This is a genomic window from Bacillus sp. BS98, assembly GCF_008432245.1.
Taxonomy (GTDB): Bacteria; Bacillota; Bacilli; order Bacillales; family Bacillaceae_G; genus Bacillus_A; species Bacillus_A toyonensis.
On sequence record NZ_CP043830.1, the window covers coordinates 4436005 to 4448885 of the forward strand.

The following is a 12881-nucleotide window of genomic DNA, read 5'->3' on the forward strand; positions in this document are numbered from 1 at the left end:
TTTTTCAGAATTTACTTTCATTCCCATTTCCCCTTTATTTCTCTCGTAAATTTCTATAGAATATGTTGATAGGAATTATAAATTTCATAATGAAACGTGGAAAGGATGGGATTAACACATGTGGAACGAGTTTAAAAAGTTCGCTTTCAAAGGGAATGTAATTGATTTAGCTGTCGGGGTTGTAATCGGTGCTGCATTCGGTAAAATCGTTAGTTCTTTAGTAAAAGATATCATCACACCATTACTTGGTATGGTATTAGGTGGCGTTGACTTTACAGATTTAAAAATCACATTTGGTAAGTCATCTATTATGTATGGTAACTTCATCCAAACAATTTTTGACTTCTTAATTATTGCAGCAGCTATCTTTATGTTTGTTAAAGTATTCAACAAACTAACTTCTAAAAGAGAAGAAGAAAAAACAGAAGAAATTCCAGAACCAACAAAAGAAGAAGAACTTCTTGGCGAAATTCGCGACTTATTAAAACAACAAAATTCTTCTAAAGATAGAGCATAATTGAACGGATAAAAAGGCATGCCCCTCTCGGGACATGCCTTTTTTATATGTTATAACGTTTCCGAATTCATATGAATAAATAAAATAATACCAGCAACCATAAGTACCATAATACTACCTGCAAATAGTGTAATACCGATGAACATTAAACTTGTGCTCATGTCCACTGATACACTTTCAGTAAAAATAGAAATTACATACGTGATAAGGGCAATTCCTGCAAGAATACTTCCTGGAACAAATCGCTTTAAGCCATTTTGTTTTAACGTCATATATGCAAAAAAAGCAGTCGTGCAAAGCGTAATTATCCAAAGAATGATCATCTTTTCTCCCCCCTCACAAACCTTTTCTTTCTATTATACATGACATTGCCCTATAATAGTTGAATTTGCACTTATGTGACATATAACAAGGGATCCTATTCTATATTATAGCCTAGAATAACATTGCAGGAAGAAAATCGATTTTCGTTACAAATAAATGGTTGTTTTTCCCTTTTGTTGATATAATTGTTATATAGAAATATTCTTTGTAAGGGAGTGTTCATAATGATATGGATTTCACTAATCGTATTAGCCTATTTCATCATTCTCGTCCCAATACAGTATAACTACATTAAGATGTTCAAAGAAAAACAGCAAAAAATGAATGTCGCACAAAATGAACTATACGACAAAATGTCTTATGAAGAATCCCAAGTACATTACCATTATCAAAGTAACGTATTTACAATACCAGCTTCACTTGTAGCAAGTATTGTTTATAAAGTGAAACATTCGGCATAAGGAGATTTCCCAAATGTACGCTGTAAAATTATTGTTTGAATCTGTTCATTCAGGTGAGCCTAATCCTAGTAAGATAGATGAGCATTATGAAGAGAATCACGATACGCTTTTTGAAGAAAGTATCATTCTCGTTAAAGCGAACAGTTTAGAGGAAGCTCATGATCTAGGGAAAAAGATCGCTATACAATCAGAAAATACGTACGATAATGTATACGATCAACAAGTAACATGGAAGTTTCAAAAAGTACTTCATGTTTTTGAGTTAGATGAAACGCCATTTGAAACAGGAAAAGAATTGTACGCAAGATTTTTACACGTTAAGAAAAATGAAACTGTAGATACAGTAGTTAAAAAATACTATCCTGAATATGAATAAAAGCTCACAGCAATCGCTGTGAGCTTTTTTATACTTACTTCGTTGAATCTCTAAATTGGATACGGTGAGGTAAGATAACAGTGTGATCTTCCACTTTTTCTTTGTTCATATACTTTGTTAATAAACGCATTGCTACTGCACCGATATCATACATTGGCTGTACAACTGTTGAAAGCTGCGGGCGTACCATTAGTGCAAGGCGTGTATTATCGAAACCAAGTACTTCTATATCAGTTGGTACGTTTAATCCAGCATCTTGAGCTGCGTGGATTACACCTAGTGCCATTTCATCAGAAGATACGAAGATAGCTGTTGGCTTTTCATCCATACTCCAAAGCTTTTCGAATGCTTCGATACCTGAATCATATGTGTAATCTCCATCGATTACAAGATTTTCATCATATGAAATACTTGCTTCTTCTAAAGCTTTTTTATAACCTTGTAACTTTTTAGCGCTTCCCGCTTTATCAATGAAAGGACCAGAGACGAAACCGATACGTTTATGTCCTTGCTCAATAAAGTGCTTCATTGCATCGTAAGCTGCTTGTGTATAATCAATATTTACTGATGGCGTTTCATTTTGCTCATCAAATGATGCTGCTAATACAATCGGTACTGGAGACTTTTTAAATTCTTCAATGTGAATGTCTGTAATATCTTCACCCATGAAAACAATTCCGTCTACTTGTTTTCCAAGCATCGTATTTAATAAATGGAACTCTTTCTCTTTGTTTTGGTCAGAGTTACTTAAAATGATGTTATATTTGTACATTGTTGCGATATCTTCAATTCCACGAGCAAGTTCTGCATAAAACGTATTTGAGATATCAGGAATAATAACACCCACTGTAGTTGTCTTCTTACTTGCTAGTCCACGTGCTACCGCATTTGGGCGGTATCCTAAACGATCAATTGCTTCTAATACTTTCTTTCTTGTTGTAGGCTTTACATTTGGGTTACCGTTCACAACGCGAGATACGGTAGCCATTGAAACGTTCGCTTCGCGCGCTACATCATAGATTGTTACGTTCATCTCATCGCACACTCCTTCTATTTTTGTTATCTATTTTTATGTATCGGTTACTTGAATGAAAAAAAGACATCAACTCTATTTGCAGATGCCACCAATCGTCCCGAGTTCTTCCTTTTACTAATGATACGATAAAAACGCAGGCTCATACAATATTTTCCCGCAAAAGTTTCGAAAAAATTCGCTTCTTTTCTCGTATTTTCGTATTTTTTATGAAAAAAAGGGTATTTTTTGTAAAAATATAGATGTTTCATAAGTAGAAACCGTATTTTAAACCGTACGATAGTAAATGAAATTGATATGAGCGATTTTTCAAATATATTGACCACACCTCAAATTATATCGGCGATTATCCGCATATTTCGACCACAACTCAAATTATATGAGCGATTTTTCGCATATATCGATTACAACTCAAATTATATGAACAATTTTTTAAACATATCGATTTACCAACAAAAATCGAACACAACAGGCACTATATAATAGAGAGGAAACTGTTCCAAAATGTTTTTTGGAATGCTTATTTCTTTTTTGTGATTTACTTCCAAATACTTTTAATTCTTTCATAAAGTCATTGAACTGTGAGATATTCATTTACTGCGCTGCATCTGCACCAATTGCCATCGCTGCTTTTGCAGCTGGTGGCAGAAGGTCACGTTGCCCTGTAGAATGCGTAACATCGACAACGATAGGTAAATGTGTTTCTTTCTTTAAAATCGATACAGCGGAGATATTAAGCGTATTACACGTCGCTCTTTCATACGTGCGAATACCTTGTTCACATAAAGACAACTTATTATAGCTGGTACATATACAATTATCACACGATATACCGCAATGAATTACTATAAAAAAACATCGAACATTTTCACTCACAATAAAAAAAGACAGTTTAAAACTGTCTTTTTTTACAAGAAGGAAACAAACGGTTTATCGCTGTTTTTCTCTTTTACAATAACTGCCTCGATTTTACTCTCGGACTTTATTTGTAATTGTACTTTCGCATCTTTAGGCAATTTCTCTAACATACCTTGAGCAGCCATTTGAGTAAGAGCCATTAATTCTGTTTTACCATTATATTTAATAACAATATTCATATTTAATGTATCCATTTGATTTTTCTTATAAGTAACTTTAGCATTAACTGGGATAAAATCTCCAGGAGAAAACTCTTTTATTGCCTTACCAAATTCACTTATTTTTGTATTATCTTCTCCATGTGCTTGTGTAAATTCATCAGAAGGATATGAATACGCTTTTTCATCGATTGTATTCCAACTTCCAAGGTTCGTATCATTTTTTTGAACGGTAGCACTAGCAATATACGTACCATTTTTTAACGAACTTGTACTTTCTTGTTTAAAAATAGCAAACGTAATTGGAGATTTGTTATATTTATCATTTTTATTAATAGCTTCTATAAGTTGTTTAGCAACTTCAGTACCTTTAGAAATGGCTTCTTCATTTGATACACTTGTAGACATAGATAAACCAATCATGACACCAGATAAACTTAATTCATTTGAATTCTGTTTCCCGAAATAGTCTTGTTCTATAATATTCGTTAAAACTGGTGCTTCTACTTTCGCGACTAGTTCATCAATTAACTTCTCTGGAATATACTGATTTAATTGTAATACGTGATTTTCTGTATCAAATTGTTGCATTGCAATATTCATTAAACCATTTTCATACTCTGCTAAATCTAATTTAGAATTTGTTTTTATATTAGCTGTATTAATAACCTTTTGTTCTTTTAAAGGAATAACAGTTCTATAATAATCTTTAGAAACAGCAGTTCTCGGAATCATACTTTTTTCTTTTGTATCTTTTTGTATAACTTCATCCTTCTTGCTAATCGTATTATTACTACAAGCTCCCAGTAATAAGCTTACGACTGCGAAGGATAATGCCATTTTCTTCATTACTTAAAACCCACTTTCAACAATCTAATTATTTAGTTTGAACTATTCATAGTGTACCATTAAATATATTTCAACAAAAACAAAAAAAAGAAGCAAGCACCTTTAGCTTGCTTCTTTTTACTTTATATTCTCTTCTAAAGCATCTTTTTTAATATTCCAATGAGAAGTATTCCATACTACTAGCCCATCTTTTATGTATAACACTTGTGGTGATTCGTGCTTAATACTGTACTGTTCTGCAACACGATTCGAAACATCTCTCGCATCTTGCACGTATAAGTAATACGCTGGTACTTCTCTTTCTTCATTGCAGTACGCTTGAAACTCTGTGTATGCACCATGACTAATCGGACATGTCGTACTATGTTTAAAAAGAACATAAGGCTCGTTCTTTTCTACTAAGACTTCAAGCTCTTCAATTGTTTCAAGTTTTGTCATATTCATCAAGATTCACCTCTCATACGAAATCTAGAGCGCTTCTCGTTCTTTTCAGCTTTTTTCTCAATTTTTTCTAATTTACGCTCTTCTTTTTCAACCTTCTTCTCTTGTCTCGATGCACGGTAATGATTGTATACTTCAATCGCCGCACTACTCCACTGTACAACTTGCGCTACTTTATCTGCATTATTTTCAATTTCGTCCGTAACAGACTCTGATACATTACGAAGTTTCGTATTTAAAGAATGGATTGTTGTTCCAATTCCATCTACACCTGCTACCACTTTATTTAATGATTGCGACTTCTGTTGAATATCATCAGCTAACGCATTTGTTTTATGTAATAATTGCTCCGTCTCTACACTAATTCCTTGCATTTGCTTTTCTAAACCTTCTAACGTGCTCGCAACGTTTTCTAACGTCTTCTGAACCGATAACAACGTTCTACATACATACACTACTAACACAGCAAAAGCAACCGCGATAATAGCCGCACTTACATATAAAAGAACTTGCATTTCATCACTTCCTTTATCTTTTTTCATACTTTATCCTATTATACAATCATTTTCCGTTTCATTCTAATCCCTATCTTTTCATTAGAATTTTCATACTTATTCGTTAACTTTAACATAAATGATTCAACAAATTCCACTAAGTAGGTTACAATAAGAAAGGATACATAATTAGTAGGGAGGCTTTACATATGAAAGATCCACGCATTGAAAAGTTAGCATACAATTTAATTAACTACTCTATTCGCTTACAAAAAGGCGAGAAAGTATTAATTGAAAACTTTGGCTTACAAAAAGAACTTGTAACTGCACTTGTAAAAGAAGCATATGCAGCTGGTGGTTTCCCATTCGTTTCTTTAAAAGATCATCAAGTAGATCGCTCTTTATTAATGGGTGCTACTGAAGAACATTTTGAACAAATCGCCGCATATGAAGCGAGCGTAATGAAAGATATGGACGCTTATATCGGGCTTCGCTCTGGCGACAACATTAACGAACAAGCTGACGTTCCAAGTGAGCGCATGAAAGTTCACGGTCAAACAGTTGGTAAAAAAGTTCATAGAGACATCCGTGTTCCGAAAACACGCTGGGTTGTTCTTCGCTACCCAAATGCTTCTATGGCACAGCTTGCTAAAATGAGCACAGAAGCTTTCGAAGACTTCTACTTCGAAGTATGTAACTTAGACTACGGTAAAATGGATAAGGCGATGGATAGCCTTGTTACATTAATGAATAAAACAGATAAAGTTCGCCTAACTGGTCCTGGAACTGACTTAACATTCTCTATTAAAGACATTCCAGCTATTAAATGCTCAGGTCATTTAAACATTCCAGACGGTGAAGTATACTCTGCACCAGTTCGTGATTCTGTTAACGGTACAGTTTCTTACAACACACCATCTCCTTACAACGGTTATACATTTGAAAATGTACAACTTAAGTTTGAGAACGGCCAAATCGTTGAAGCAACTGCAAACGATTCAGAGCGCATTAACAAAATCTTTGATACAGACGAAGGTGCACGCTACGTTGGTGAATTCGCAATTGGCGTAAACCCATACATCTTACATCCAATGGGAGACATCCTATTCGATGAAAAAATCGATGGTAGCTTCCATTTCACTCCTGGACAAGCTTACGACGATGCATGGAACGGCAACAACTCTAACATCCACTGGGATTTAGTATGCATCCAGCGCCCTGAATATGGCGGCGGCGAAATTTACTTCGACGACGTACTAATCCGTAAAGATGGACGCTTCGTTGTATCTGAACTAGAAGCTTTAAATCCTGAGAACTTAAAATAATAATAAAAACGCTCGGGATTTTTTCCGAGCGTTTTTTTATCTTCACTCTATATTGAGCTACTTTTCTCCCTTTTTGTTTGCTGGAAGTGAAAATAATACAAAAGCGCCACTGCAATAGTACCAATCAATATCGGAACATATAAAGGCAGATCCCATTTCATATATACTCTAGTGCAGCCAACAATCACGAACAAAATTTCCAAGCAAAACAAAGGTTTTACATATTTCATTTCTTCCCTACCATTTCTATTTTCACATTTGGATTTTCTTTTTCTACAAGTGATACAAACTGCGTCATATCTTGCGGCATCGCAATCATATGTACTTTGTATGCATTCGTCGTAATTTCAAGGGACTTCCCAACTTGACGAATTATTCTTATCTCTTTCAATACGATATCATCATTTAAAATACCGTACTTTAGCACGCCATTTTCTACTTTATGTTTTTTAATAAATACTTCCCAAACGAGTGGTACATTTACAATAAAGCATAAACCCATCCCAATTAATGCTGACATCCACTGCTCTTTATTTGCGAAAAGCATGACAAGTGGATATACGAACATAAAAACTAACGTGAGACAAACGAAAATTACTACCGACTTACTTCTTTGAATCGGAATGTTCATACACGCACCCCCTAACTTAAATTATAACATTTTTTTCCATTTTAGTTCATAAAAAAGGCCATTTCTACATGACCTTTTTCACAATGTACCTATAAAATTTCTTATCTACCTGTAACACTGGAAAGTTTTTCGGCAACTTGTCTATACTCACACTTTGAAAACCATTCTTTTCATAAAAACGATGTGCAGCTAAAAATTTCACTGTTGTTCCTAAGTAAATATCCTTCAATTTTTTATCCTCAGCCCATGAAATTGCTTTTTGAAGCAACATATGTGAGGCGCCCCATTCTTTTCCACGAAACTCTTTTTGTACGAACATTTTTCTTAGCGCTACTTGATGATTCTCAATATCTAATAAAGCTACTGTTCCAACTACTTTACCATCATAAATTGCTACCCAAAAGTTTCCGTGATCCTTTTGATAGAATGTTTCTATTTCAAGTAAATCAGGTTGCTCTTCTTTCGTAATGGGAACATTATACTCTTTTTGCTGAATATGAACGATAAGATCTACTACTTCCTCTTGAAACGTACTTTCATACGGAATAATACGAATCTTCTCGTTCATCGAATATCCTTCCATTCTGAAGCTAGTAAACTATATACAGCGATATCATGAAAATGATCATATATCCATTCATCATCTCTTAAAATACCATCTAATGTAAACCCTAAACGTTCTGGAATCGCGCGGCTTTTCACATTTTCAACACCGCACCTGATTTCAACTTTATTCAGCTTTAAATTTTCAAATGCATAATGAAGTACAGCCTTTACGCTACGCGTCATAATGCCTTTCCCACCAGCATCTTCTGTAAGATAATATCCAAGACTCGTCGCTTTCTTCCCCCAGCTTACCGGATGAATTCCTACCATTCCAACGAGCTTTCCTTTGTAACGTATACCACTTTCAAAACCGTTTCCCTCTGCAAATTTCTTTAACCACATCGGAAAAATCTCATCATAAGCATCAGCAGATTTCGTTCCATCTACCCAAGGGAGCCATCTTCTTAAATGGTTACGATTTTGATCTAATAATTCATATAATTCCTCTTTATGATGTTTTTCTAATAGTTGTAGTTCAATTTCATCATCTACTCTGAGTGTGAACATGTTTTTTAACCCCTTTTTATTTTTCTTATTATTCTAACATCTCAAAATAAAAAATGTTAAATATTCACACTTTCTTTTGATTTTATTTGTATAAAACCGGAAGAATACAATACTCCCGTAACAACTAATATCATCCCTATACATTGTGCGGGTGTTATATTTACTCCTTCTATAAAAGAAATAAGCATTGTAACAACAGGCACTAAATTAAAAAATAAAGATGTTCTCGCTGCACCAATTTGAACAATTCCATTATTCCACCATAAGTAACCAAGCACACTCATTCCCATTGCCATGAAGAGAATCGCTCCCCAAGCTAATAAAGGAACCTCCGAAACGGGTACTATACTTTTTTGCGTGGAAGATATCATAATAAAGGCAAGCGCACCAATCGTCATCGTATATGTCGTCGTTTGTATTGGGCTACCAGCTTTAATAAATCTTCTGCCTAGTACACCGTATAACGCCCAACAAATATTCCCTAGTATAATATAAAAATCCCCTTTAGAAAATGATAAATGTTGTAGTGCGGTAAACGAGCCTTGTGTAAGCACAAAAACAACACCAAGTAGCGCAAGTAACATTCCAATTACTTGGCTCTTCACTATTTTCTCTCGTAAAATGACACTTGCTAATAACGTCGTAACGAGCGGATTTGTCGACATAATAAGTGCACCATTCATAGCTTCTGTATATTTCATTCCTAAAAAGAAAAAGAAGTTAAAGCCGAATACACCAACTATACCAAGCAAAAGGTAATAAGCCCTATTCTGTCTCCATACTTCCCACTCAAAATCTTTTCGTATTTTTAATAGACATAACATCACAAGTGCAGCAATTCCAAAGCGCCATGCCGCTATATGAATCGCTTCGAAATACTGCACCGCATATTTCGAAGCGTTAAATGTCCCACCAGTAAATATCGCAAATCCTAACAGCTGCGCATATACTTTATTCTTCATTGTCAGCCTCCGAGTTTTTCTCTTCTAAAAAACCGTAATAAATTTCTAATTTCTCTTCTGTTAGTTGAACTACTTTTTGCAATTGTTCCTGTTGTTCTTTTAACCGCTCTAAGTGAGTTGTTAAAATTAAAATTCTCTTTTTTACTTTCGTAGGTACTTCCTCTTTCCGCTGCTTGATTTCCTCTATAATACATCCATCACTTGCAAACTCAGCGATTTCTTCTAATGACATTCCAGTTTGCTTTAATGAATATAAGAATTTTAATAGACGCACATCACCTTCTGTATACTGACGAATGCCGCTATTTCGCGTTGATGGTGGTAATAAACCTAACTTCTCATAATAGCGCAAAGTATGAATCCCCATCCCTGTTAACTCTGCTACTTCACCGATTTTATACATGTTCTCTCCCCCTTGTTTTTACATATTTATCTTACAACCTAGAGTTAACTCTAGGTCAATACGCAAATAAAATGAAACTTTAATCAGTGGGAGTTTTACTGCCCACAAATAGCGGGATAAAATATGAACACAACAAAAAAGACGCACAGCCAAGCTATGCGTCTTTTCTATTACTTCTCTGCAACTTGAACTTCTTTTACGTAAGCTGCTTCGAATTTTTGGATGTCTCCTGCGCCCATGAAAATTAGAACGCCGTTTTTATGTTTCTTTAATACATCCGTTGTTGTATCTGTAATTAGTTCTGCACCATCAATACGCTTTTGCAGATCTTCGATTGTTAAGTCACCTTTGTTTTCACGTGCTGATCCGAAAATATCACATAAGTATACTTGGTCAGCTTTGCTTAGGCTTTCTGCGAACTCATCTAAGAACTTTTCTGTACGTGAGAATGTATGTGGCTGGAATACAGCGACAACTTCACGCTCTGGGTGTTTTTGACGAGCAGCTTCAATCGTTGCGTTAATTTCTGTCGGATGGTGTGCGTAGTCATCGATGATAACTTGCTCTCCCATCGGCTTTTCATTAAAGCGACGTTTTACGCCTTCAAAAGTTGTTAATTGATGTTTAACTGCTTCTACATCAACATTTTCGTAATGGCAAAGCGCAATTACTGCTAATGCATTTAATACGCTGTGGTTGCCGTATCCTGTAATTTTGAACGTGTCATAGTACGTATTACGAACGAATACATCGAATATTGTACCATCTGTTCTCTTTTGAATGTTACGTGCTTGGAAATCATTATCTTCTCCAAATCCATAGAAAATAACAGGTACTTTCGCTTGAATTTTTTGAAGTTCTTCATCATCACCACATGCAATAATACCCTTTTTCACTTGCAATGCCATCTCTTGGAATGCACCAAATACATCATTGATGTCTGCAAAATAATCTGGATGATCAAAATCAATATTTGTCATAATTGCATAGTCTGGATTGTAAGACAAGAAATGACGACGATACTCACAAGCTTCAAATACAAAATACTTACTATTTTCTACCCCATGCCCAGTTCCATCTCCAATAAGGTAAGATGTCGGGTGTGCACCTTGCATTACATGGGCTAACAAACCTGTTGTTGATGTTTTTCCATGTGCACCAGTTACAGCAACACTTGTGTATTGGTTCATAAGGTCACCTAAAAAGTGGTGGTAACGATGTACTGGGATGTTTAATTCTTTCGCTGCTACGATTTCTTCATGCGTATCAGGGAATGCATTTCCTGCAATAATCACTTGTCCTTCTTTAACATTATTTTTATCAAAAGGAAGGATTGAGATATTACGCTTTTCCAACGCTGTTTGTGTAAAGAAACGCTTTTCATAATCAGACCCTTGAACAGTATGCTTCATGTCATGAAGAATTTGTGCTAATGAACTCATTCCTGTTCCTTTAATTCCTACAAAATGGTAAACTGTCATCTTAAAGAACCTCCAACATTTCGAACTAATACAACGGCCTATCTATAAGACAGTATATGAATCTTTTCTTATTTTGGTAATCATCATACATTTTGATGTAGTGAAGTTATTCTTTCTCTTCACTTATCAGGATAAACTCGTACGTACTTCTTTGTATGCCCATATCAAGTCCATTATAGCAAAAAAGAAGCCGCTATACTATGATAACAGAAAAACTGATAGGGTCAATCACCTATCAGTTTTTCTCTCTTTTACATATCTTCTCTTGTTTCTAATTGAACACGCTCTAGACGTGGGTTTGGACGATATTTACGGCCAGCTTTCGCTTCTGGTTTTCCATTTAATTCTACGTTATCACCAGTAAAGCCAATATTCATTTTTAATAAGCTACTTCCTACCCCGTATATATCCACAGGCACGTTTTGAGCTTCAAATTCACGAATACGCTTCTCATCAAATCCACCAGTTACAACGATGTCTACATGCTGGAATCCTTCCTCATCAAGTGCTTTACGAAGTGCAAATACAAGCGATGGGTTTACACCACGTGGATCGAATGTTCCAAGTACTTCTGGGTGACGAATGAAGTATTGATCAATCATTGTACGAGACGTATCGACACGCACGCCTTTTAATGTTGATCCAAATTCACGCGCTACGCGAAGTGCATCTGTAATGACATCATTATTGTAATCAATTAATACAACTAATTCATCTTCTGGGAATTTCTTATGATATGCTTTTGCGGCTTCCACAACATCACCATTAAACATTTGAATTAATGCGTGAGGCATCGTCCCCATACCACTTCTGCCCCACCATTCATTCATCGCATGCGTCGCTTGTGCGCTCATACCTCCGATGTATGCTGCATAACCGTCACCAGCTTGTTGTGTATAATGATCGTCACGGTCTCCCATGAAAATAACTGGTTTTTCTTTATCTACACTACGTGCAGCTTGGACAACGTTATATACGTTTGTCGCAACCGATGTACGACGAGCTAAAATCCCATCAATGACACCTTCTAAAAATCCGAAATTTTCATAAGGACCATGAATTGTTAACACTGTTTCAAATGGACTAATATTATCGCCATCTTTTAAAGAGTTAATTTCAAGTTCCTCAGGATTTTTAGCGAATGTTTGCAGCAATGCAATTACTTCATCTGTTCCGCAAAGAACTGCATTTTCCTTTTGGAAAAATTGCATCGTTACAATACTTTTCGGGCGAAATTCTTCAATGATTTCTCTAGTCTTTAAAAAGTAAACGGCAGAGAACCAACCTTCTCCAACACGTTCGTCAAATTTAAATGTTCTATTTGTTAGTCTATTTATTTCACCTTTTAATTTTAATTCAATTTCTTTCATGTCGCTTTACTCCCTACTTTACTAT

18 protein-coding genes are annotated in these 12881 nt (G+C 35.3%); 4 read left to right on the forward strand and 14 right to left on the reverse strand.

Going from position 1 to position 12881, the window contains the following annotated elements:
- The first annotated feature begins 118 nt into the window (after positions 1–118).
- The gene (gene mscL, locus F0362_RS23015; RefSeq protein WP_000267005.1) at positions 119–517 is read left to right on the forward strand and encodes a large-conductance mechanosensitive channel protein MscL; all 399 of its coding nucleotides are present in this window, start codon (positions 119–121) and stop codon (positions 515–517) included.
- A 50-nt stretch (positions 518–567) separates the two neighbouring features.
- Here the strand turns inward: mscL and F0362_RS23020 are convergent, their stop codons facing one another.
- Positions 568–840, reverse strand: coding sequence for a DUF3917 domain-containing protein (locus F0362_RS23020; RefSeq protein ID WP_000585028.1), 273 nt, complete (start codon positions 838–840; stop codon positions 568–570).
- 225 nt (positions 841–1065) lie between these two features.
- Here F0362_RS23020 and F0362_RS23025 point away from each other — a divergent pair, with 225 nt between their 5' ends.
- Positions 1066–1302 (forward strand): DUF3949 domain-containing protein, encoded by a 237-nt coding sequence (locus F0362_RS23025; protein ID WP_000637896.1) that lies wholly within the window; start codon positions 1066–1068, stop codon positions 1300–1302.
- A gap of 13 nt (positions 1303–1315) precedes the next feature.
- Entirely contained in the window at positions 1316–1678 is a 363-nt protein-coding gene (locus F0362_RS23030) for a DUF4288 domain-containing protein (RefSeq protein WP_000271416.1), read from the forward strand.
- Positions 1679–1712: 34 nt separating this feature from the next.
- Here the strand turns inward: F0362_RS23030 and ccpA are convergent, their stop codons facing one another.
- From ccpA to F0362_RS23060, 5 genes are all read right to left on the reverse strand, one after another.
- Positions 1713–2711, reverse strand: coding sequence for a catabolite control protein A (ccpA, locus tag F0362_RS23035; RefSeq protein ID WP_001103299.1), 999 nt, complete (start codon positions 2709–2711; stop codon positions 1713–1715).
- Positions 2712–3305: 594 nt separating this feature from the next.
- Entirely contained in the window at positions 3306–3587 is a 282-nt protein-coding gene (locus tag F0362_RS23045; RefSeq protein WP_327924273.1) for a hypothetical protein, read from the reverse strand.
- Between the two features lie 32 nt (positions 3588–3619).
- Positions 3620–4636: a CamS family sex pheromone protein gene (locus F0362_RS23050; RefSeq protein WP_000738035.1), complete on the reverse strand. Its 1017-nt coding sequence runs from the start codon at positions 4634–4636 to the stop codon at positions 3620–3622.
- Positions 4637–4753: 117 nt separating this feature from the next.
- A complete protein-coding gene (gene ytxJ / locus F0362_RS23055) occupies positions 4754–5080 on the reverse strand; it encodes a bacillithiol system redox-active protein YtxJ (RefSeq protein ID WP_001057464.1) in 327 nt (108 codons plus the stop codon).
- Positions 5080–5592 (reverse strand): DUF948 domain-containing protein, encoded by a 513-nt coding sequence (locus F0362_RS23060; protein ID WP_033657337.1) that lies wholly within the window; start codon positions 5590–5592, stop codon positions 5080–5082. Before F0362_RS23060 ends, ytxJ begins: the two co-directional genes overlap by 1 nt.
- A gap of 188 nt (positions 5593–5780) precedes the next feature.
- Between F0362_RS23060 and F0362_RS23065 the strand changes: the two genes are divergently transcribed.
- Positions 5781–6896, forward strand: a complete 1116-nt coding sequence (locus tag F0362_RS23065; protein WP_000654730.1) for an aminopeptidase — start codon at positions 5781–5783, stop codon at positions 6894–6896.
- Positions 6897–6943: 47 nt separating this feature from the next.
- Here the strand turns inward: F0362_RS23065 and F0362_RS23070 are convergent, their stop codons facing one another.
- The 8 genes from F0362_RS23070 to F0362_RS23105 form a co-directional block, all read right to left on the reverse strand.
- Positions 6944–7126, reverse strand: a complete 183-nt coding sequence (locus tag F0362_RS23070) for a hypothetical protein (protein WP_044810179.1) — start codon at positions 7124–7126, stop codon at positions 6944–6946.
- Positions 7123–7527: a PH domain-containing protein gene (locus F0362_RS23075; protein ID WP_001025038.1), complete on the reverse strand. Its 405-nt coding sequence runs from the start codon at positions 7525–7527 to the stop codon at positions 7123–7125. Before F0362_RS23075 ends, F0362_RS23070 begins: the two co-directional genes overlap by 4 nt.
- Before the next feature lie 64 nt (positions 7528–7591).
- Positions 7592–8095 (reverse strand): GNAT family N-acetyltransferase, encoded by a 504-nt coding sequence (locus F0362_RS23080; protein ID WP_001003144.1) that lies wholly within the window; start codon positions 8093–8095, stop codon positions 7592–7594.
- Entirely contained in the window at positions 8092–8640 is a 549-nt protein-coding gene (locus tag F0362_RS23085; protein ID WP_000494651.1) for a GNAT family N-acetyltransferase, read from the reverse strand. The genes F0362_RS23080 and F0362_RS23085 overlap by 4 nt, the downstream gene beginning before the upstream one ends.
- 56 nt (positions 8641–8696) lie before the next feature.
- Complete coding sequence (locus F0362_RS23090; RefSeq protein ID WP_000792466.1) at positions 8697–9602, reverse strand: DMT family transporter; 906 nt, start codon at positions 9600–9602, stop codon at positions 8697–8699.
- A complete protein-coding gene (locus F0362_RS23095) occupies positions 9592–10005 on the reverse strand; it encodes a MerR family transcriptional regulator (protein WP_149889981.1) in 414 nt (137 codons plus the stop codon). The genes F0362_RS23090 and F0362_RS23095 overlap by 11 nt, the downstream gene beginning before the upstream one ends.
- A 170-nt stretch (positions 10006–10175) precedes the next feature.
- On the reverse strand, positions 10176–11486 hold the full coding sequence (gene murC / locus F0362_RS23100; protein WP_000219460.1) for a UDP-N-acetylmuramate--L-alanine ligase: 1311 nt from the start codon (positions 11484–11486) through the stop codon (positions 10176–10178).
- 251 nt (positions 11487–11737) lie between these two features.
- The gene (locus F0362_RS23105; protein ID WP_000658377.1) at positions 11738–12856 is read right to left on the reverse strand and encodes a nicotinate phosphoribosyltransferase; all 1119 of its coding nucleotides are present in this window, start codon (positions 12854–12856) and stop codon (positions 11738–11740) included.
- Positions 12857–12881: the final 25 nt, after the last annotated feature.

Excerpts from the sequence above, each read along its gene's own strand:
- mscL (WP_000267005.1), top strand. The coding sequence starts at position 119 with ATGTGGAACGAGTTTAAAAAGTTCGCTTTCAAAGGGAATGTAATTGAT.
- F0362_RS23020 (WP_000585028.1), bottom strand. The coding sequence starts at position 840 with ATGATCATTCTTTGGATAATTACGCTTTGCACGACTGCTTTTTTTGCA.
- F0362_RS23025 (WP_000637896.1), top strand. The coding sequence starts at position 1,066 with ATGATATGGATTTCACTAATCGTATTAGCCTATTTCATCATTCTCGTC.
- F0362_RS23030 (WP_000271416.1), top strand. The coding sequence starts at position 1,316 with ATGTACGCTGTAAAATTATTGTTTGAATCTGTTCATTCAGGTGAGCCT.
- ccpA (WP_001103299.1), bottom strand. The coding sequence starts at position 2,711 with ATGAACGTAACAATCTATGATGTAGCGCGCGAAGCGAACGTTTCAATG.
- F0362_RS23050 (WP_000738035.1), bottom strand. The coding sequence starts at position 4,636 with ATGAAGAAAATGGCATTATCCTTCGCAGTCGTAAGCTTATTACTGGGA.
- ytxJ (WP_001057464.1), bottom strand. The coding sequence starts at position 5,080 with ATGAATATGACAAAACTTGAAACAATTGAAGAGCTTGAAGTCTTAGTA.
- F0362_RS23060 (WP_033657337.1), bottom strand. The coding sequence starts at position 5,592 with ATGCAAGTTCTTTTATATGTAAGTGCGGCTATTATCGCGGTTGCTTTT.
- F0362_RS23065 (WP_000654730.1), top strand. The coding sequence starts at position 5,781 with ATGAAAGATCCACGCATTGAAAAGTTAGCATACAATTTAATTAACTAC.
- F0362_RS23070 (WP_044810179.1), bottom strand. The coding sequence starts at position 7,126 with ATGAAATATGTAAAACCTTTGTTTTGCTTGGAAATTTTGTTCGTGATT.
- F0362_RS23075 (WP_001025038.1), bottom strand. The coding sequence starts at position 7,527 with ATGAACATTCCGATTCAAAGAAGTAAGTCGGTAGTAATTTTCGTTTGT.
- F0362_RS23080 (WP_001003144.1), bottom strand. The coding sequence starts at position 8,095 with ATGAACGAGAAGATTCGTATTATTCCGTATGAAAGTACGTTTCAAGAG.
- F0362_RS23085 (WP_000494651.1), bottom strand. The coding sequence starts at position 8,640 with ATGTTCACACTCAGAGTAGATGATGAAATTGAACTACAACTATTAGAA.
- F0362_RS23090 (WP_000792466.1), bottom strand. The coding sequence starts at position 9,602 with ATGAAGAATAAAGTATATGCGCAGCTGTTAGGATTTGCGATATTTACT.
- F0362_RS23095 (WP_149889981.1), bottom strand. The coding sequence starts at position 10,005 with ATGTATAAAATCGGTGAAGTAGCAGAGTTAACAGGGATGGGGATTCAT.
- murC (WP_000219460.1), bottom strand. The coding sequence starts at position 11,486 with ATGACAGTTTACCATTTTGTAGGAATTAAAGGAACAGGAATGAGTTCA.
- F0362_RS23105 (WP_000658377.1), bottom strand. The coding sequence starts at position 12,856 with ATGAAAGAAATTGAATTAAAATTAAAAGGTGAAATAAATAGACTAACA.